This is a genomic window from uncultured Gilliamella sp. (assembly GCA_945271295.1).
Lineage (GTDB): Bacteria > Pseudomonadota > Gammaproteobacteria > Enterobacterales > Orbaceae > Gilliamella.
Genome location: CALYPG010000002.1, coordinates 241,902 through 260,935, shown reverse-complemented (window position 1 = coordinate 260,935; position 19,034 = coordinate 241,902). Strand labels below are relative to the sequence as shown.

At 33.1% G+C, this 19,034-nt stretch carries 18 protein-coding genes; 13 read left to right on the top strand and 5 right to left on the bottom strand.

What is annotated here, in order from left to right; translation table 11 throughout:
- Positions 1-173 precede the first annotated feature (173 nt).
- Positions 174-1,190 carry a UDP-glucose 4-epimerase GalE gene (gene galE, locus Q0K76_RS02625; protein WP_294610808.1) on the top strand — a complete coding sequence of 339 codons (1,017 nt, stop codon included), beginning with the start codon at positions 174-176 and terminating at the stop codon, positions 1,188-1,190.
- A 397-nt stretch (positions 1,191-1,587) separates the two neighbouring features.
- Here galE and exuR read toward each other — a convergent pair whose 3' ends face one another.
- On the bottom strand, positions 1,588-2,367 hold the full coding sequence (gene exuR / locus Q0K76_RS02620; protein WP_294610805.1) for a transcriptional regulator ExuR: 780 nt from the start codon (positions 2,365-2,367) through the stop codon (positions 1,588-1,590).
- A gap of 296 nt (positions 2,368-2,663) precedes the next feature.
- Here exuR and uxaC point away from each other — a divergent pair, with 296 nt between their 5' ends.
- From uxaC to Q0K76_RS02585, 7 genes are all read left to right on the top strand, one after another.
- Positions 2,664-4,076, top strand: coding sequence for a glucuronate isomerase (gene uxaC / locus Q0K76_RS02615; RefSeq protein ID WP_294610803.1), 1,413 nt, complete (start codon positions 2,664-2,666; stop codon positions 4,074-4,076).
- A 49-nt stretch (positions 4,077-4,125) separates the two neighbouring features.
- Positions 4,126-5,589, top strand: coding sequence for a tagaturonate reductase (locus tag Q0K76_RS02610; protein WP_294610801.1), 1,464 nt, complete (start codon positions 4,126-4,128; stop codon positions 5,587-5,589).
- A gap of 13 nt (positions 5,590-5,602) precedes the next feature.
- Positions 5,603-7,102: an altronate dehydratase family protein gene (locus tag Q0K76_RS02605; RefSeq protein ID WP_294610799.1), complete on the top strand. Its 1,500-nt coding sequence runs from the start codon at positions 5,603-5,605 to the stop codon at positions 7,100-7,102.
- 420 nt (positions 7,103-7,522) lie between these two features.
- Positions 7,523-8,851, top strand: coding sequence for a glycoside hydrolase family 28 protein (locus Q0K76_RS02600; protein ID WP_294610797.1), 1,329 nt, complete (start codon positions 7,523-7,525; stop codon positions 8,849-8,851).
- A 528-nt stretch (positions 8,852-9,379) separates the two neighbouring features.
- Positions 9,380-10,612: an oligosaccharide MFS transporter gene (locus Q0K76_RS02595; RefSeq protein WP_294610795.1), complete on the top strand. Its 1,233-nt coding sequence runs from the start codon at positions 9,380-9,382 to the stop codon at positions 10,610-10,612.
- Between the two features lie 68 nt (positions 10,613-10,680).
- Positions 10,681-11,799, top strand: coding sequence for a glycoside hydrolase family 172 protein (locus Q0K76_RS02590; protein WP_294610793.1), 1,119 nt, complete (start codon positions 10,681-10,683; stop codon positions 11,797-11,799).
- Positions 11,800-11,810: 11 nt separating this feature from the next.
- Positions 11,811-12,809 carry a LacI family DNA-binding transcriptional regulator gene (locus tag Q0K76_RS02585; RefSeq protein ID WP_294610790.1) on the top strand — a complete coding sequence of 333 codons (999 nt, stop codon included), beginning with the start codon at positions 11,811-11,813 and terminating at the stop codon, positions 12,807-12,809.
- A 25-nt stretch (positions 12,810-12,834) separates the two neighbouring features.
- On the opposite strand, the gene smpB is transcribed toward Q0K76_RS02585, so the two are convergent.
- A complete protein-coding gene (gene smpB / locus Q0K76_RS02580; RefSeq protein WP_294610788.1) occupies positions 12,835-13,317 on the bottom strand; it encodes an SsrA-binding protein SmpB in 483 nt (160 codons plus the stop codon).
- 33 nt (positions 13,318-13,350) lie between these two features.
- Between smpB and Q0K76_RS02575 the strand changes: the two genes are divergently transcribed.
- From Q0K76_RS02575 to Q0K76_RS02555, 5 genes are read left to right on the top strand one after another with little or no spacing between them, the layout of a single operon-like run.
- A complete protein-coding gene (locus tag Q0K76_RS02575) occupies positions 13,351-13,812 on the top strand; it encodes a type II toxin-antitoxin system RatA family toxin (RefSeq protein WP_294610786.1) in 462 nt (153 codons plus the stop codon).
- A gap of 1 nt (position 13,813) precedes the next feature.
- Complete coding sequence (locus tag Q0K76_RS02570; protein ID WP_294610784.1) at positions 13,814-14,086, top strand: RnfH family protein; 273 nt, start codon at positions 13,814-13,816, stop codon at positions 14,084-14,086.
- Between the two features lie 22 nt (positions 14,087-14,108).
- Positions 14,109-14,543, top strand: coding sequence for a zinc uptake transcriptional repressor Zur (zur, locus tag Q0K76_RS02565; RefSeq protein WP_294610783.1), 435 nt, complete (start codon positions 14,109-14,111; stop codon positions 14,541-14,543).
- On the top strand, positions 14,531-14,887 hold the full coding sequence (locus tag Q0K76_RS02560) for an EamA family transporter (protein ID WP_294610782.1): 357 nt from the start codon (positions 14,531-14,533) through the stop codon (positions 14,885-14,887). The genes zur and Q0K76_RS02560 overlap by 13 nt, the downstream gene beginning before the upstream one ends.
- The gene (locus Q0K76_RS02555; protein WP_294610781.1) at positions 14,887-15,276 is read left to right on the top strand and encodes an EamA family transporter; all 390 of its coding nucleotides are present in this window, start codon (positions 14,887-14,889) and stop codon (positions 15,274-15,276) included. Before Q0K76_RS02560 ends, Q0K76_RS02555 begins: the two co-directional genes overlap by 1 nt.
- Before the next feature lie 40 nt (positions 15,277-15,316).
- On the opposite strand, the gene mutT is transcribed toward Q0K76_RS02555, so the two are convergent.
- From mutT to Q0K76_RS02540, 3 genes are all read right to left on the bottom strand, one after another.
- On the bottom strand, positions 15,317-15,721 hold the full coding sequence (gene mutT, locus Q0K76_RS02550) for an 8-oxo-dGTP diphosphatase MutT (RefSeq protein WP_294610780.1): 405 nt from the start codon (positions 15,719-15,721) through the stop codon (positions 15,317-15,319).
- 114 nt (positions 15,722-15,835) lie between these two features.
- Entirely contained in the window at positions 15,836-18,562 is a 2,727-nt protein-coding gene (gene secA, locus Q0K76_RS02545; protein WP_294610779.1) for a preprotein translocase subunit SecA, read from the bottom strand.
- A gap of 76 nt (positions 18,563-18,638) precedes the next feature.
- Complete coding sequence (locus Q0K76_RS02540; RefSeq protein WP_294610778.1) at positions 18,639-18,983, bottom strand: hypothetical protein; 345 nt, start codon at positions 18,981-18,983, stop codon at positions 18,639-18,641.
- Between the last annotated feature and the right edge of the window lie 51 nt (positions 18,984-19,034).

Genomic DNA, 19,034 nt, shown 5'->3' with positions numbered 1-19,034 from the left:
AAGGATTAATTAGACAATACTTTCCAAAGAAAATAGTTTTTGATAGCATCAGTGATAAAAAGATTAAAGCGGTTTAAAATCAGCTAAATCATCGTCCAAAAAACGGCTCAAGTATAACGCACCTTGTCAGGCCTTTTTTAAAGAACAGAACAATAAATTAAGGTTTTATTACTATGAAAATACTCGTAACAGGTGGTTGTGGATATATAGGAAGCCATACTTGTGTTCAATTAATTCAATCAGGCTATACACCGATAATCATAGATAACTTGTGTAACAGTAAGGTTTCGGTTTTAGATAGAATACAAAAAATCACGGGTCACTCGGTCAATTTCTACCAAGGTGATGTTTGTGATGAGGCATTGTTAGCGAAAATTTTTACTGAACATAATATTCGAGCTGTTATTCATTTTGCTGGCTTAAAAGCTGTTGGTGAATCAGTTCACAAACCCCTAGAATATTATGAAAATAATGTTTATGGTAGTATCGTGCTTATGAAAGCAATGCGAACAGCAAATGTTAAACAATTAGTATTTAGTTCTTCAGCAACTGTTTATGGAGAACAAAACCAGATACCGTATGTTGAAACCTTACCACAAGGCTTACCTACTAGCCCTTATGGTAAAAGTAAATTAATGGTCGAACAATGTATTATGGATTTAGCTATTGCAGAACCTGATTGGTCATTAACATTACTCCGTTATTTTAATCCTATTGGTGCACATCCAAGTGGATTAATGGGAGAAGATCCACTTGGTATTCCTAACAATTTAATGCCATATATTACGCAAGTCGCAATAGGTAAACGCGAATCGTTAGCTGTATTTGGTAATGATTACCCTACTTTTGATGGTACCTGTGTTCGAGATTTTATTCATGTAGTTGATTTAGCCGATGGTCATATTGCCGCACTTAAAGCTGATCAAAATAAAGCAGGTATACATATTTATAATTTAGGTTCAGGTGTTGGTTATAGTGTATTGCAATTAATTAAAGCATTCGAAAAAGCATCCGGGAAGTCACTTAATTGGCATTTTGCGCCACGTAGGGTTGGTGATTTACCAGCGTTTTGGGCTGATGTTAATAAAGCCCAGCAAATATTGAATTGGAAAACAAAATTATCACTTGATGATATGGTGACAGATTCATGGCGTTGGCAAGAAAAAAATCCTCAAGGTTATCCAGATTAATAAATGAATATTAATAAAAATAAATAGTATCTAAAAAGCACATTTTTATTTTGGTTTAATATTTTTATTACCGATAAAATTCTTCGATTAATTAATGATTACTTGTTTTATCACTTAGCGTTAAAACAAGTATGATAAGGTCAATTTAACATGCAGTGTGAAATGATGAGTCTATTCTCCTGATCAATAATTGTTTTAAGCTGATAATATTTAATTAGTCATAACTTGGATTTGGGTATAACACAGTAAGAATAATTTCATACCTCAATAAATAAAAATAGCTTGTAAAGATGTTTCAGGAATAGTATACGTTTTAGTATGTTAAGTTCACCTAAGATTATTTATATCTACTAATTTAAGTCAATGGTTAATAGTTAGTAAGTAACATTAAAATAAATTATTCATGCTTGTCACTATCAATACTAACAACTGGATTATCTGAAAATAGATAGTGATCTCGTTTAGTCTCAAAATCTTTGCTGGTGGCATCAAATAACATTTTCTTGGTATTTTCCAAATGTTGCCACATGGCTAATTTGGCCGCTTTAGGATCGCGATTAATTAATGCTTCAAGTATTTTATCATGTTCATCCCACCAACTATCAATATCTTGTTCGGGAACATGTTCATGAAGTTTTTTCCATAATGGATTTAGTGTTCGCTGTTGCCATGTTTCCTGAACAATTGTGGTCAAAGCAGTATTGCGCGTTATCATGGCAATTTGGGTATGGAATTTTAGATCCCAGTCAGAATCACGATAATGATCCTCTTTTTGTGCATTATGTTGAATTTCAAGCAGTTTAACTATATCATCTTTAGTAATTTGTGTTGCCGCAAACTCAGCAATATTACTTTCAATAAGTTGCCTGGCTTGTAAGAGTTCAAATGGTCCGGTTGTGGCAAAATTTAAACCTTGTGTTGTAGTTATGATATTTGATTGTAATTTATTTCCAATAACATGAATACCAGAGCCTTTGCGCGCTTCAGCGAAACCTTCAACTTCAAGCATAATAATTGCTTCTCTTACTACAGAACGACTAACTTTAAGTTCTTCACAAATTAACCTTTCTGAAGGTAATTTACTACCTATAGGATAAATACCGCTATTAATACGATTTTTTAATTCGGTTGCTATAACTTGATAGAGCCGTTGGTGTTCATGTTGTTCTTGGGTCATAATTAATTTTGTATTAATCCTAAAATTGCTTGTGACTTTAAAATAACATCTAATCACTTAGAGTTAAATAAATATTACACGAATATTTTAAACAAATTCGTTAACAGTTTATCACCGTCAAAAAACAACCTTTCATACAATGTGGATATATTCAAATAGTGTGATGTATGTCAACTTTTTAGTTGACTGATATGTTATTATTTATTCAAATATATTGTTATCAATAATATTAATATTCAATCCAACTAATAGATTTTGTAGTTATCAAATAAATGCCAATGTTAACGGAGAACAAAATGAGTTTTTTAACTGAAGATTTTTTACTAGATACCGAATTTTCTCGACAACTTTATCATGATTATGCAGCCGATCAGCCTATTTTTGATTATCATTGTCATTTACCACCAGAACAAATTGCGCAAGATTATCAATTTAAAAACTTATATGACATCTGGTTGAAAGGTGATCATTATAAATGGCGAGCCATGCGTACTAATGGTGTAGCAGAAAAATTCTGTACTGGTAAAGATGTCAGTGATTTTGATAAATTTAAAGCATGGGCAGAAACAGTACCAAATACAATTGGTAATCCACTTTATCATTGGACTCATTTAGAACTTCGACGACCATTTGGAATTGATAATATTTTACTTTCACCATCTACGGCTGAAACAATTTGGAATAAATGTAATGCTATGTTAGCAACTAAAGAGTTTTCAGCCCGAAGTATTATGAAAAAAATGAATGTGAAAATGGTAGGTACTACTGATGATCCTATTGATAATTTGATTCATCATAAAACCATAGCTGAAGATCATTCATTTGATATCAAAGTATTACCTAGTTGGCGTCCAGATAAAGCCTTCAATATCAATTCAGAATTCTTTATTGATTATATGGAAAAATTATCAGTTGCAGCTGATATAACTATTTCTAAGTTTAAAGATGTTTGCCAGGCATTATCAAAACGAATGGACTACTTTGCACAACACGGATGTAAAGTTTCTGATCATGCATTAGACACAGTAGTATATGAAATAGCAACAGAAAAAGAATTAGATACAATCTTAACTAAACGCCTATCAGGTTCTATTTTAACGTCAAAAGAAGAAGCTCAATTTAAAACAGCTGTGCTTGTTTTCCTTGGTAATGAATACAACAAACGTTCTTGGATTCAACAATATCATATTGGCGCATTGCGCAATAATAATTCAAGAATGTTTAATTTGATGGGACCTGATGTTGGATTTGATTCAATTAATGATTCACCAATCGCACAGCCGTTATCCAAATTATTAGACGCTCAAGCCAGAGATAATGCATTACCTAAAACAGTACTTTATTGTTTGAATCCATCTGATAACGAGATACTTGCAACCATGATTGGTAATTTTCAAGGTGAAGGTATTTGCGGAAAAATGCAGTTTGGCTCAGGATGGTGGTTTAATGATCAGAAAGATGGCATGATTCGCCAAATGAACCAATTGGCACAACTTGGCTTATTAAGCCGTTTTATCGGCATGTTGACTGATAGTCGTAGTTTCCTTTCTTATACTCGCCATGAATATTTTAGACGTATTTTATGTCGTATGATTGGGCGTTGGGTTGAAGATGGTGAAGCGCCGAGCGATATCCAATTATTAGGTCAAATGGTTAAAAATATCTGTTTTGATAATGCAAAAAATTATTTTGGTATCGAACTAAACTAAAAAATGACCTTAGCCATAAATAGATTAATTTACAAAAAGAGTTATATAAATGAAGACATTAAATAGAGTTGATTTCCCTGGTGCAAAATATACTACACGTGTAGTTCAGTTTGGTGAGGGTAATTTTTTACGCGCTTTTGTCGATTGGCAAATAGATATCTTAAACGAGAAGACAAACCTTGATGCTGGTGTGGCTATTGTCCGACCATTAAATACAGATTTTCCTCCATCTTTAAACATTCAAGACGGTTTATATACCACACTCATTCGTGGATTGAATGAAAATAATGAAGCGGTAAAAGAATTTAGGATGATTCGTTCTGTCAATAATGAGATAAATGTTTACACTCAATACGACCAATATATGGAATTGGCTAAAGATCCTAATATTGAGTTTATTTTCTCAAATACTACCGAAGCAGGTATTAGCTACGTTGAAAGTGATCAATTAACTGATAGACCAGCAACCAGTTATCCAGCTAAATTAACGGCTTTTTTATATGAAAGATTTGTTCATTTTGCAGGTAGTAAAGAAAGTGGTTTGATTATTATTCCATGTGAATTAATTGATTATAATGGTGATGCACTTAAACAAATAGTCCTTAAATATGCCAATCAGTGGAACTTGTCTGACCAATTTATTAGTTGGCTTGAAAATGACAATTTATTCTGTTCAACATTAGTTGATAGAATTGTACCTGGTTATCCGAAAACTCAAATTACTGAATTAGAAGTTCAGCTAGGTTATAAAGATAATTTTATAGATTCAGCTGAATATTTTTATTTGTTTGTTATTCAAGGTCCACAATGGTTAGCTGAAAAACTTTGTTTAAATAAGTGCAATATGAACATCAAAATAGTTGATGATATTAAGCCATATAAAGAGCGTAAAGTAGCTATTTTAAATGGTGCCCACACAGCATTAGTACCTGTTGCTTACCTATCGGGCATTGATACTGTTGGTGAAGCAATGAAAGATCCTCAAATTTTATCTTATATTAAAACAACGATTTTTGATGAGATTATTCCAGTACTTGATTTACCTCACCAAGAATTAGTTGATTTTGCAGAATCCGTGATTAGCCGTTTTAAAAATCCGTTTATTGAACATCAATTATTGTCTATTGCTTTAAATAGCATGACCAAATTCAAAACTCGTATTTTGCCACAATTGATTGCTTATCAAAAACAGCAAGGTGTTTTACCTCAGCATTTAGTATTCTCTTTCGCTGCTTTAATCGCTTTTTATCGTGGCGTCAGAGATGATCAAAACTATCCACTACAAGATGATGCTATTTGGTTAGAACGCTTTAATACTGGTTGGAAAAATATCGCTAAAGGTAAAGAAACATTGGAAGAATTAGTGCGTAATGTGTTAAGCGACAATAAACATTGGGAGCATGATTTATTGAGTATTCCACAATTGGCAGAAACATTAACACAATATTTATCTGTTATTACCCAAAAAGGGATGCGTCAGGCAATGGAAGAGTGCGTGATTAGTAGTAAATAAAATGAGTAATACAATGGTTAAATTTATAAAAATAAATAATAAAGATAATGTTGGTGTGGCATTATCCGATATAGAAGCACATGAAAAAGATATTGTGATCGATGGCAAAACCATCGATTTACAGCAACCAATAAAACAAGGGCATAAATTTGCCCTTAACGATATAAATCAAAATGATAATATTATTAAATATGGTTTGCCTATTGGACATGCAACCTGTTTTATTAAAGCGGGTGAGCATATTCATACGCATAATCTAAAAACCAATTTGAATGATATTGATGATTATAAATATCAACCTAATTCGTCAAAAAATAATTTACTACATGACATATCTGATAAAGAAGTACAAATTTATCGCCGTAAAAATGGTGAAGTTGGCATTCGTAATGAACTTTGGATAATACCTACTGTTACTTGTATTAACGGTATTGCGCAACAAATTGTTAAACAATTTAGTGATGAATTAAATAATCAATTAGATATTGATGGTATTACAGTATTAGAACATCCTTATGGTTGTTCACAATTAGGACAAGATCATAAAAATACCAAAATAATATTACAAGATCTAGTTAAACATCCTAATGCCGGAGGCGTATTGGTCATTGGACTCGGTTGTGAAAATAATCAAGTTTCCGAGTTCAAAGAAGACTTAAATGAATATGATGAGTCTCGAGTCAGGTTTTTGATTGCTCAACAAGAAACAGATGAAGTGGAATCAGCCTTAGTTCAATTAAGAGAACTTTATGCGATTATGAAACATGATAAACGTGAAGTCGGTCACTTAAGTGAATTAAAATTTGGTCTTGAATGTGGTGGTTCCGATGGTTTTTCCGGCATTACTGCTAATCCAATGTTAGGCTTATTTTCCGATTATGTTATTGCACATGGTGGAACAAGTGTTTTAACTGAAGTACCAGAAATGTTTGGTGCAGAAAATATTTTAATGTCGCATTGCATTGATGAATCAACTTTTGATAAAACAGTACACATGATCAATGATTTCAAACAATATTTTATTTCAAATAACCAACCTATATATGAAAATCCTTCTCCAGGTAATAAAGCGGGTGGTATCACTACACTAGAAGAAAAATCGCTCGGCTGTACCCAAAAAGCGGGTGGAAGTGAAGTCGTTGATGTGCTTAAGTATGGGCAGAAATTATCGGTTCATGGGCTTAATTTACTTAGTGCACCAGGTAATGATGCAGTTGCTACTGGCGCTTTATCTGCCGCCGGCTGTCATATGGTATTATTTACTACCGGTAGAGGAACACCTTATGGCGGAATTGTGCCAACTGTCAAAATTGCTACTAATACTCAATTAGCTGAAAAAAAAGTGAATTGGATTGATTTTAATGCTGGGAAACTTATCCAAGGAATTTCAATGCATACATTATTAGTAGAATTTATTGAGCAAATTGTTCTGTTTGCTAATGGTAAAAAAACTTGCAACGAAAAAAATAATTTCAAAAATTTAGCTATTTTGAAAACTGGCGTAACCCTGTAAAAATAAACATTTAGCTATTAGTAAATTATGTCATTAAGTCCTTTGGACTTAATGCAAGCTTTTTTTAAAATAAGTAGCAGTTATGGTTAAAAAAGATAATAAAATTAGATTGTTAGTAGGATTATATATGGTAATGGAATATTAGCGATCAATGGTGCATGGTTATTTGATTTTTATCTTACTTTATGTGGTTTAACAGTTGTGCATATTTATAATTATTGAACAATTATCAGGTATAACATATGAAAATTGCTTTGATAATAATAACATCGATAACAAGGCAAAAAGTTCGGCAACAACAAAGTAATAATTTAATTATTTATGAGGATGAGTAAAACTCAATCCTACTTTTTAAGAAGTAAATAGCAAACTATATTTAACGCGATATAGTTCACGTTATAAACAATCAAGGACTGAATAATGAATAGTATTGTATCAATAATAGACTTTGGAGCTATAGGTGATGGTAAATTTATCAATACATCTGCTTTTCAAAAAGCAATACAACATATTGAAAATTTAGGCGGAGGATCAGTTGTAGTTCCAGCTGGTACTTACTATATTGGTGCCATTAAGCTATGTAGTCATCTAACATTAATTATTGAATCAGGCGCAACATTATTATTTTCTGATAATATAGACGATTACCCAATTGTTACCTCTCGTTGGGAAGGGGTAAAGCAAGATGTTTACATGCCATGTATTTATGGTCAAAACATTAAAAATGTGACTATAACTGGTGGAGGGAAAATCGATGGTAACGGACAAAAATGGTGGCATATTTTTCGTAACGATCGTGGCAATCTTAAGTATCCAAGACCTTATTTAATTGGATTTGATTTTTGTGAACATGTGACGATTGAAAAGGTATTTTTAACTCAATCACCAAGTTGGACGGTTCATCCAATGGAATCTAATAACATTGTTATTGATAACATATCAATTGTTAATCCTGCCGATTCACCCAATACAGACGGTATTAATCCAGAATCATGTCGAAATGTCAGGATCTCAAATTGTTATATTGATGTGGGTGATGATTGTATTGCGATTAAAGCTGGCACAGAAGAAACTGCAGAAAAAAGCCCATGTGAAAATATTTTAATTACCAATTGTAATATGATTCATGGGCATGGTGCTATTGTACTTGGAAGTGAGATGAGTGGTTGTATTCGTAATGTTACTATTACTAACTGCGTATTTCAAAAAACAGATCGTGGTATAAGATTTAAAACTCGTCGCGGAAGAGGTGGAACGATTTCTGATATTACCTTTAATAATATCGTTATGGATGAAGTTTTATCTGCGTTTGTTATGAACTATTATTATTACTGTGGACCTAAAGGTGACGATCCAATTGTTTGGAATAAAGATCCTCTACCCGTCAATGATACTACTCCAGCATGTAAAAATATTAGTTTTTCAAATATTATTGCTAAAAATGTTCGTGCTTATGCTGGTTTTTTATATGGACTACCCGAGTCACCAATTTCAAATATATCATTTGATAATATCAAAATATTAATGCAACTTAATGCACAAGCCGGTGAAGTGGATATGTTTAAAGGTGTCAAACATGAGGTGGGCAAAGGCTTTTTTATTGAAAATGCTAACAGTATTTTATTTAATAATGTCATTGTTGATAATGTAATAAGTGATCCACTGTGTATCAAAAATAGTACTGATGTGCATGTGACACAGTCATTTGTAAAACAAAATGGTAAATTATCCAGCCTGATGGCTAAGTAATTTGGTATGAAATAACCGCAACTAAGCGGTTATTTTTTACTTGTAAGTATTAATCAAATGTTACTTTCTTTTTATCTACTATATTATCTCTTAATAACAGTATGTTAGATTAAACCAATTTTTGTTGATTTAATTTTCTAATTATCAGCAATCACAAAGGTAAAACGATACGGTATTTCTTGATGCTATATTGTTAAGTTAACCCTAGGTCGCTGTACCGGTAAAGGCAAATCCAACCCAATAAATGAAATAAAAGTCACATCATCGATGTCTATTATAGACGCAACTAAATCAACAAATGAAATTGAAGATGCTATTAATACCCAACCTATTTGAGTAAGTATGATAGGTGAAAATAATATTTTTCTTATTTTATAGTCTATTGTCGGCTAATTCTGAGTTAATTTCGTTTTATTCAACCCATAAAAATAATTTTGATGTTGATCACATTTATCCAATAAACCTTTTAAAGCTAAATTTTTAGCTATTCATACTCATTTCAGTGCTTCACTCAAGATAGGATAAATTATGACAACTATATTTTATAAAAAACCAACATATTGGTTCGCATCTTGCTACAGTTTTATGTATTACGCAGCAGGTAGTTTTGTTTTTTCTTTTTATGCAATTTGGCTTAGTAAGGAGATTGGTTTAACAGCAAAACAGACTGGTATTATTTATTCATTTAATTATTTTATCTCATTAATCATTATGATTATTTATGGTGTTTATCAAGATAAACTAGTACTAAAAAAACATCTTATTTGGTTTCAAAGTATTATTATTACATTAGCAGCGCCGGCATTAATTTATGTTTATGAACCACTATTACGAAACAGTTTCTATTTAGGTGTAATTTTTGGTAGTTTCTTTTTAGGTTTTGGTTGGGTTGCTGGAATGGGTTTAATTGACTCTTATTGTGAAAAAATTAGCCGAGCTTTTGGTTTTGAATTTGGGCAATGTCGTACTTGGGGATGCATTGCTTATGCGGTTGGTACTTTTATTGCCGGTATACTAATCAGTATCAATCCGCACCTTAACTTTTGGGCAGCATCTATTGTTGGTATCTGCTTTATGATCCTTAATCTCAATTTTAAACCTGATTTAAGTAAGTCATCGGATATTGTTTTTCAGAAAAAAGATAAACTTAGTTTTAATGAAATTTTATCAGTATTTATGCTGAAAAAGTTTTGGATTTTTGTTATTTACGTGCTTGGTACTTATAGCCTTTACAATATTTATGATCAACAGTTATTTCCAGTTTATTTCACTCAACAATTTACTGACGTTAATGATGGATATCGATTATATGGAATTTTGAATTCATTTCAGGTTTTTCTAGAAGCGGCGGTAATGTTCTGTGTTCCATTTGTTGTTAATCGTGTAGGAGCGAAGAATGCTTTAATTTTTGCCGCATTTATTTCTGCATCGCGTATTTTCTTAACTGGGCATGTGAATAGCATTGCAATTATTTCAGTGATTAAACTTATGCATTGTTTAGAAATCTCCACTATTTTGGTGTCAGTATTTAAATATATTGATATTAATTTCAATGCCCGTCTTTCGGCAACAGTTTTCTTAATTGGTTATCAAGTAGCAGGATCTGTTGGGGTTATTTTATTTTCAACCTATGTCGGTCAATTTTACGATACCGCAGGTGCGGCAACAACATTTAATAATTTAGGTTTGGTAGTATTAGGTTTTATGTTTTTTGCAATAATCTTTTTAAGCCGAGATAGAAAACAAACTATAAAAAATTAGGTTACACCACCTGAAATAAGCTCGGACGTTAACAAATAGAATTTAACTAACTATAGTAAGGATTTAAAATGAATATATTTAATTCTGTAACACAGTTTCACTTTGAACAAACTAGAACAATTTCGCCTGAAAATATGACGGGCGAAAAAGGTAAGTCATGTATGAAATCCAGCCATTTAGGTCCAGGAAGAAAAGGTCAAGGCTGTATTTCAATTCCAGCCGGTAAAACAGTAACTATAGCAGAAATCACAGGACCAGCCGAGATTCGTCACATGTGGTTTACCTTAACTGACAGAACGCATCGCGGTAGCTTTGTGCTTCGTGATGTGGTGATACGTATTTATTGGGATGATGAAAAAACACCTTCAGTAGAAAGTCCTATAGGCGATTTTTTCTGTAATGGTTTTGGGGCAAGGTGCGATATTAATTCAATGCCAATTGTGGTTAATCCAACTGGGGGCTTTAATAGTTATTTTAGAATGCCATTTAATAAAAAAGCTCGTATTGAAATTCAAAATGAGCATGAAGCTGATTTACAACATTTCTTTTTTACGATTAATTATGCCCTTATGCCAAAACCGTTTGAAGCACCACTTTATTTCCATGCTCAATGGCGAAGACAACGCGTAACCAATTATGCACAAGATTATGTAATATTGGATAATGTTAAAGGTCATGGTTATTATGTTGGTACTTACTTAGCATTGACGGCTCTTGAGCGTTACTGGTGGGGTGAAGGGGAGTTTAAGTTCTATCTTGATGATGATAGTGATTACCCAACTCAGCATTCAACAGGTTCGGAAGACTACTTTGGTGGGGCATGGGCATTTCATAACCGTGATAGTCAAGGCCGACCAAAAGCTAAATGTTTTCAAACACTATTTATGGGTTACCCTTATCAAACCAATCGGGATGCGACGCGTGATTTTTTCCAAACAGGGGATTCTAATCCAGTACATGGTTTTGGTGATGATAGTTTACCAATGCATGGTTTATATCGTTGGCATTTGCCAGATCCAATAGCATTTCATAAAAATATCAAACTTGCCTTTCAGCAAATAGGTAACGATGATATAAGATTATACGAGCGGTGTGATGATATAGCGAGTGTTGCATATTGGTATCAAAATCCAACAGTTAACCATTATCCTCCATTTCCAAATCAACAACAACGGACTCCACGTTGAAGGGGTAATTTATGGCGAGTAATAAGTTGAAAATTAATGATATTGCTCGTTTGGCTGGCGTGTCGGCTACGACCGTCAGTCATATTTTTAATAAGCGAGACAAAAAATATCGTATTTCGCCACAAACTCGGCAAAAAGTGCTTAGTATTGCACAGCAATATAGTGATCAACCTCATATCCGCCAATGTATTATTAAAGCTAATAGTACCGATACTATTGGGGTGATTGTTCCTGATATGTCAAATACGTTTTTCTCTATGTTTTTACATCATTTAGAAGCGTCATTTAGACAAAAAAATATTCAATTATTAATTACATGTAGTCATTATAATCGAGATGTTGAAATTAAAGTCGCGCAAAACTTAGTTGAACGTAAAGTTGATGCGATGATTGTTGTTACATCATTAGATAGCGATCAGTTTTATGTCGGTATTAATGAATATACTCCGGTTTTATTTTTTGATCGTTATCTAAAAGATACTATATTACCGTTTATTACTAGTGAGGCTATACGATCAGTTGCAGACTTAATTAAACCTTATGCAGAGCAATTAAAAGAGTTTTATTTTATTGGTTGTGATATCCAGTTAACTTCCATTGGTGCAAGATTAGCTGGTTTTAAGCAAGGATTAGCAAAGGCGGGATTAACATTTAAACCGGATTGGTTAGTGAGTGATGACTACTGCCCAAATAAAGGCTACCAGTTGCTTAAAATGGTACATGAAAAATTAGGGCGATTACCCAGAGCAATTTTCACTCCTTCAGGTAATCTATTACAAGAAGTACTTAGTTATTTAGTAGAAGTAAAAGCAGATCCGAAAAATATTTGTTTATGTTCTTATGATTATAATATTTACCTCGATTATTCATATTATCCTGTTGATGCAATTGCTCAGGATTATCAAAGTATGGCGCATACCTGTGTCAATATTATAAATAAATTACTTAAATTTAAAGAATTGAAAAGCAATGCTTTTTTGATTGAACCCCAAATTATACGCCACCAATAAACAATTTATTAGTGGCTATAAATAATTAGCGATTAGCATTTTTCATAATACGCGCTTTATCAACTTGCCATTGGCGCTCTTTAATATCAGTGCGTTTATCAAATTCTTTTTTACCTTTGGCTAAACCAATTTTAACTTTTGCCCATGCATTCTTCCAATACAAAGAAAGCGCAACCACTGTATAGCCTTGGCGGTTGATCTGACCAAATAATGAATTTAATTGGCGTTGGTTTAAAAGTAACTTTCGGTTACGCATCGGTTCACAAATAACATGTGTTGAAGCAACAGAAAGCGGTGTAATTGTAGCGCCAAATAGCCATGCTTCACCATCTTTAAGTAATACGTAACTATCACTAATATTAGCTTTACCTGCGCGTAGTGATTTGACTTCCCAACCTTGCAGGGATAATCCCGCCTCAATTTCCTCTTCAATAAAGTACTCATGGCGTGCGCGTTTATTTAATGCAATGGTAGCCGAACCCGGCTTATGTGATTTTTTCTTAGTCATAATGTGCGTTATTATAGAGTTACATGATACTATATGCCAATAATTTTATTTTTTAATTTTATTGTTATGGCACATGTTTTTCATGAAGTTATTGAGCCTTATTCTATTGAGCAAATGTTCGAATTGGTCAATGATATTGCTCATTATCCAGAATTTGTCCCAGATTGTATCGCAACTGGCATTATTAGCAAACAAGATAATCTTGTTACTGCTTTCATAGAAGTTGAAAAATTAGGTTTTAAAAAATCATTTACAACAATTAATCAAATAAATGAGCCAAATTCAATTGAATTGAAATTGCTTGAAGGTCCATTTAAACATTTATCAGGTAAATGGCAATTTATTGCATTGGATGAAACTAAATGTAAAATTAGTTTCAGTTTAGATTTCGAATTTAAAAATAAGTTGTTAGATATTGCATTTACGCCAGTATTTAAAGAAGTAATGGCTAATATGGTTAATGCATTTTCACAAAGAGCAAGGCAGATTTATTAACATGATAAGTATTCAAGTTGTTTATGCGCTACCTAATAATTCAACGATAATTGATTGTGAAGTTGATGAACAAAGTAATGTCTTGCAAGCTATTACAAAATCCAATATCTTATCATTGTGTCAAATTAAATTAGATGATCATTTAATTGGCATTTATGGTAAACGTTGTGCTCTTACTGAGTGGGTTAAAGAGGGTGATCGCATAGAAATTTATCGACCTTTAATTAATGATCCTAAAGAGATTAGACGCAGAAAGGCTGCACAAAAAAGGTAATGACTAAAGGCAAAGGTAACATATGCATACTCGGTTAATTGACAAGATTGAAACACTATGCCAAAAACGTAATATTAATTTGACAACGCAACGTCGAACCGTGTTAGATATTATGTTAACAGCGAATAAAGCAATGAGTGCGTATGATCTTTTGGATTTGTTAAAAGTTAGTGAGCCTCAAGCAAAACCGCCAACAATTTATCGAGCTCTTGAGTTTTTGCTTGAACAAGGTTTTATTCATAAAGTTGAATCTTCTAATAGTTATATTATCTGTCCTCATTTTCATGATCCTGAGCATATTTCAATTTTATTAATTTGTGATAAATGTCAACAAATTATTGAGAAACATTCAGCCGATATAGAACAACAACTTAAATACTTAGCACAAAAAAATACTTTTTTAATAAAGCATAGTGTGCTTGAAATTCATGGATTTTGTCAGCAGTGTCAACCTTAATCATCATACTTTGGTTAATCAATATTACCTGTGATACAGTAGGACAAATTGCATTTAAGTATGCAGCAATTACTTCTAAACATAAAGCAGGTTTGCATTATTGGCAGAACCTTTTTGGTAATTACTGGTTGTGGTTAGGTTTTAGTAGCTATTTAATTGGTTTTGTTTTTTGGTTAGCTTTTTTAAGTTATATACCTTTATCCCAAGGTATTTTATTGGGTTCCTTTAATATGATAACCGTCATGCTTGCGGGAAGAGTTTTATTCAAAGAGCATATTACTCCATTTCGTCTTATTGGTATTTTGTTTATTACACTTGGCGTAGTATTGGTAGGGCTCAACTAATGAAAAAATTTTATTTAATAGGTTTTATCTTATTACTATTTTTTGATACTTTTGGCCAAACTAGTTTTAAATTAACGGCATTATCAGCATTGCCATTTGAGATGAATATTGACTGGTTAATTCGTGTTTTTAGTCATTATTGGGCTTATTTAGTTATGCTTGGTTATAGTGGTTCATTTATTACTTGGATGGTATTATTGAAAAAAGCGCCAGTTGGACCAGCTTTTGCTGCTTCTCATCTTCAAGTTGTTTTTGTGATGATTGTTTCAATTATTGTTTTTAATGAACAAGTAACATTGACGCGCTTGCTTGGAGCTACATTTATTATTATTGGTATTATTTTTCTTGCTCTAGCAGAGCAACGACTACACAAAAAGTCTTTATACTAAAACGTAGTGTATTCCTGAAACTTATTGCAAAGTTTTTTTATTAAATTTGTTTATCCAAATTTTTTAGCATTTCAATAATTGGACGATTGGCATCAGGAAATTCGTCAGCATTGAGATCTTCTTGATCAATCCAACGACTAGGTTGACCTTCTTTAGCAAATGGTACTCCATCCCATTCTTCAACTAAATAAGCATGAATCGTGATATCGCGATCATCATAGCTGTGTTCAAATTTTTTTAAAAATTGTGCTTCGTGAATATGGATATCAACTTCTTCAGCAATTTCGCGTTGTAAAGTTTGAAAAGGTGTTTCTCCAGGCTCAATTTTTCCACCAGGAAATTCCCAAAAACCAGCTAGATGGGAATTTTCACCTCGCTGAGTTATGAAAATTTGACAATTTTGTGAACGAATAATGCCTACAGCAATTTCAGTGTATTTTTTCATAATTCTTTTTATTTATTGGTCATATCAAGGTCTTATTGTATTCCTTTGATTTGTACGCCAACGTATGTTGGCGTTAATTATCTCAATATTATTTGATGATACTGCATTTTATGATTATTGAACAGCACCATGACAATGTTTATATTTTTTACCTGAACCGCAAGGACATGGATCATTACGTCCAACCTTAGCTTGAGAACGAACTATCGGTTGTGTAGGTCTTGATGATTGCTCACTATCTCCATTCATGCCAGCCATAGGCTCGTGGTTAGTTTGTTGTTTTGCTGCCAATTTTTCCATTTCAGCTTGACGTTGCCGTTCAGCTTCTTCGACTTCTTCTGGGGAACGTATTTTTATACGACTTAGAATACTAATTACATCATGTTTGAGTGTTTCTAACATGTCAGCAAACATATTAAATGATTCACGTTTATATTCTTGTTTTGGATCTTTTTGGGCATAACCACGTAGATGAATACCTTGACGTAAATAATCCATCGCGGCTAAATGTTCTTTCCATAAATTATCAAGAGTTTGTAACATGACACTTTTTTCAAAATGCCTAAATGCCTCGGAACCAGCACTATTTTCTTTTTCTTGATAGCTATCTTGAGCGATTTGTAAAATACGCTCGCGCAATGTTTCTTCGTGTAGATTTTGTTCTTCATCCAACCATTTAGCAATAGGCAAGTCTAAATCAAAATCACTTTTAAGTGCAGTTTCAAGTCCTGTTATATCCCACATTTCTTCGATTGATTGCGGCGGAATATATTGATCGATTAGCACATTTAATACGTCACCACGAATTGAATCAATGGTTTCTTTAATATCAGAATTATCTAATAATTCATTTCTTTGACGATAAATTGCTTTACGTTGATCATTAGCAACATCATCAAATTCAAGTAATTGTTTACGAATATCAAAGTTATGACTTTCTACCTTCTTTTGTGCATTAGCAATCATTTTAGTTACTAAAGAGTGTTCAATCGCTTCACCTTCTTTCATGCCAAATTTACGCATCATATTACCGACCCGCTCCGAGGCAAAAATCCGCATTAGCGAGTCCTCAAGAGATAAATAAAAACGCGACACACCAGGATCACCTTGACGCCCAGCACGTCCTCGTAGCTGATTATCAATACGACGCGATTCATGACGTTCAGTACCTAAAATATATAATCCACCTAATGCAATGACTTCTTCATGTCGGATTTGCCAGGCTTGTTTGGTTTTTTCAATATTTTCAGGCGTTGGATTTTCCAATTTTGTCACATCACTTTGCCAATTTCCTCCTAGCATAATATCAGTACCACGTCCAGCCATATTAGTGGCGATTGTTACTGCTCCTTTACTACCTGCATTAGCTATAATTTCAGCTTCTTGAGCATGGAATTTAGCGTTAAGAACATTATGTTTAATGCCGACTTTTTGGAATGCTCTTGAAACCAGTTCTGATTTCTCGATTGAAGCTGTCCCTACTAAGACTGGTTGACCTCGTTTTAAACAATCTTGTACATCAGCTACAATCGCGTTAATTTTTTCTCTTTCAGTCATATATACCAAATCAGCTCGATCTTCACGAATCATTGGGCGATTGGTAGGAATGACGATGGTATCTAAACCATAAATTTGATTAAATTCAAAGGCTTCAGTATCGGCGGTACCAGTCATCCCTGCTAATTTTTCATATAAACGAAAATAATTTTGGAACGTAATAGACGCAAGTGTTTGATTCTCATTTTGAATTTTAACGTGCTCTTTCGCTTCTACTGCTTGGTGTAAACCATCAGACCAACGACGTCCTTCCATGGTTCGCCCTGTATGTTCGTCGACTATAATGACCTCATTATCTTTTACAATATAATCAACATCGCGATGAAATAAGTGATGTGCACGTAATGCTGCATTAACATGGTGCATTAATACAATATTACTCGGTGCATAGAGCGATTCATCGCCTTTCATAATGCCTTGCTTAATCAATAATTCTTCTACTTTAATTAAACCTCGCTCAGTTAAATTAACCTGACGTGTTTTTTCATCAACAGAAAAGTCACCATCTCCTTGAAATTTATCGGAATCTTCTTTTTCTTGACGGACTAAATGTGGGATGATTTTATCTACACTAATATAACGTTCTGAACTATCTTCAGCTTGACCAGATATTATTAGTGGCGTTCTTGCTTCATCAATTAAAATAGAATCTACTTCATCAACTAAGGCATAATGTAACGGACGTTGTACGCGAGATTCTTTATTAAATACCATGTTATCACGCAAATAATCAAATCCGTATTCATTATTAGTACCATAGGTGATATCAGCATTATAAGCATCACGTTTCATTTGTGGTGGCATATTAGGTAAATTCACACCAACGGATAATCCAAGGAATTCAAATAATGGGCGATTATTTTCCGCATCACGTTGGGCTAAATAGTCATTGACTGTAACTACATGTACACCTTTGTCAGTTAAAGCATTTAAATAAGCGGGCAAAGTTGCGGTCAATGTCTTACCTTCACCAGTGCGCATTTCGGCAATACAACGTTCATTTAAAACCATTCCGCCGATTAGTTGCACATCAAAATGGCGCATACCAAATACACGTTTACTTGCTTCACGCACAACCGCAAACGCTTCTTCTAAAATATCGTCTAGTTTAGTGCCAGTAGCAATTTTTTGTTTAAATTCAGTTGTTTTTGCTTTGAGTTCATCATCAGTTAATGCTTCCATTGCCGGTTCAAGAGCATTAATTCTTTCGACACGTTTACGCATCATTTTTAAAACGCGTTCATTACGACTACCAAATACTTTGGTTAATAATTTTAATAACATATTTTTCTCTTATTTTTTCAATAGTAATTGTAAGGCTAGAACCTTATAGGACATATTAATTTAAATATTATGCTTATTAAGCAATAGTTATTGGACCAGCTCTTATACCATTGTAGGGAGATAGACGGATAGCTTTACTTGGAGATATATCGCTATAATTTAGCGATATAATTTGTTCGTCAATGTATTGTTTTTTTGATCGAGATAATGTTTGAGATTTTGTTGTTGTGGCAGTCTGATGTTCTTGTACTATTGCAGTAATTGCAATAATTCCAACTTGAGACGTAGATGACTCAAACAAAATGGCATCTTGTGAGCATAAACTAAAACCAGCAGCAATCACACCTAAAAATAAGCGTGATAAAGCTATTTTTATATTCAAGCGTTTGCTGAGTATTTGACAATAACCAACCATAATCATAATGGTAATATGTTAGCATTTTTTGCATAAATGAAAAACAATTATTAGTTA

Excerpts from the sequence above, each read along its gene's own strand:
- mutT (WP_294610780.1), bottom strand. The coding sequence starts at position 15,721 with ATGAAAAAATACACTGAAATTGCTGTAGGCATTATTCGTTCACAAAAT.
- Q0K76_RS02595 (WP_294610795.1), top strand. The coding sequence starts at position 9,380 with ATGACAACTATATTTTATAAAAAACCAACATATTGGTTCGCATCTTGC.
- galE (WP_294610808.1), top strand. The coding sequence starts at position 174 with ATGAAAATACTCGTAACAGGTGGTTGTGGATATATAGGAAGCCATACT.
- exuR (WP_294610805.1), bottom strand. The coding sequence starts at position 2,367 with ATGACCCAAGAACAACATGAACACCAACGGCTCTATCAAGTTATAGCA.
- secA (WP_294610779.1), bottom strand. The coding sequence starts at position 18,562 with ATGTTATTAAAATTATTAACCAAAGTATTTGGTAGTCGTAATGAACGC.
- Q0K76_RS02575 (WP_294610786.1), top strand. The coding sequence starts at position 13,351 with ATGCCAATAATTTTATTTTTTAATTTTATTGTTATGGCACATGTTTTT.
- Q0K76_RS02590 (WP_294610793.1), top strand. The coding sequence starts at position 10,681 with ATGAATATATTTAATTCTGTAACACAGTTTCACTTTGAACAAACTAGA.
- zur (WP_294610783.1), top strand. The coding sequence starts at position 14,109 with ATGCATACTCGGTTAATTGACAAGATTGAAACACTATGCCAAAAACGT.
- Q0K76_RS02600 (WP_294610797.1), top strand. The coding sequence starts at position 7,523 with ATGAATAGTATTGTATCAATAATAGACTTTGGAGCTATAGGTGATGGT.
- Q0K76_RS02555 (WP_294610781.1), top strand. The coding sequence starts at position 14,887 with ATGAAAAAATTTTATTTAATAGGTTTTATCTTATTACTATTTTTTGAT.
- Q0K76_RS02585 (WP_294610790.1), top strand. The coding sequence starts at position 11,811 with ATGGCGAGTAATAAGTTGAAAATTAATGATATTGCTCGTTTGGCTGGC.
- uxaC (WP_294610803.1), top strand. The coding sequence starts at position 2,664 with ATGAGTTTTTTAACTGAAGATTTTTTACTAGATACCGAATTTTCTCGA.
- Q0K76_RS02610 (WP_294610801.1), top strand. The coding sequence starts at position 4,126 with ATGAAGACATTAAATAGAGTTGATTTCCCTGGTGCAAAATATACTACA.
- Q0K76_RS02540 (WP_294610778.1), bottom strand. The coding sequence starts at position 18,983 with ATGATTATGGTTGGTTATTGTCAAATACTCAGCAAACGCTTGAATATA.
- smpB (WP_294610788.1), bottom strand. The coding sequence starts at position 13,317 with ATGACTAAGAAAAAATCACATAAGCCGGGTTCGGCTACCATTGCATTA.
- Q0K76_RS02605 (WP_294610799.1), top strand. The coding sequence starts at position 5,603 with ATGGTTAAATTTATAAAAATAAATAATAAAGATAATGTTGGTGTGGCA.
- Q0K76_RS02570 (WP_294610784.1), top strand. The coding sequence starts at position 13,814 with ATGATAAGTATTCAAGTTGTTTATGCGCTACCTAATAATTCAACGATA.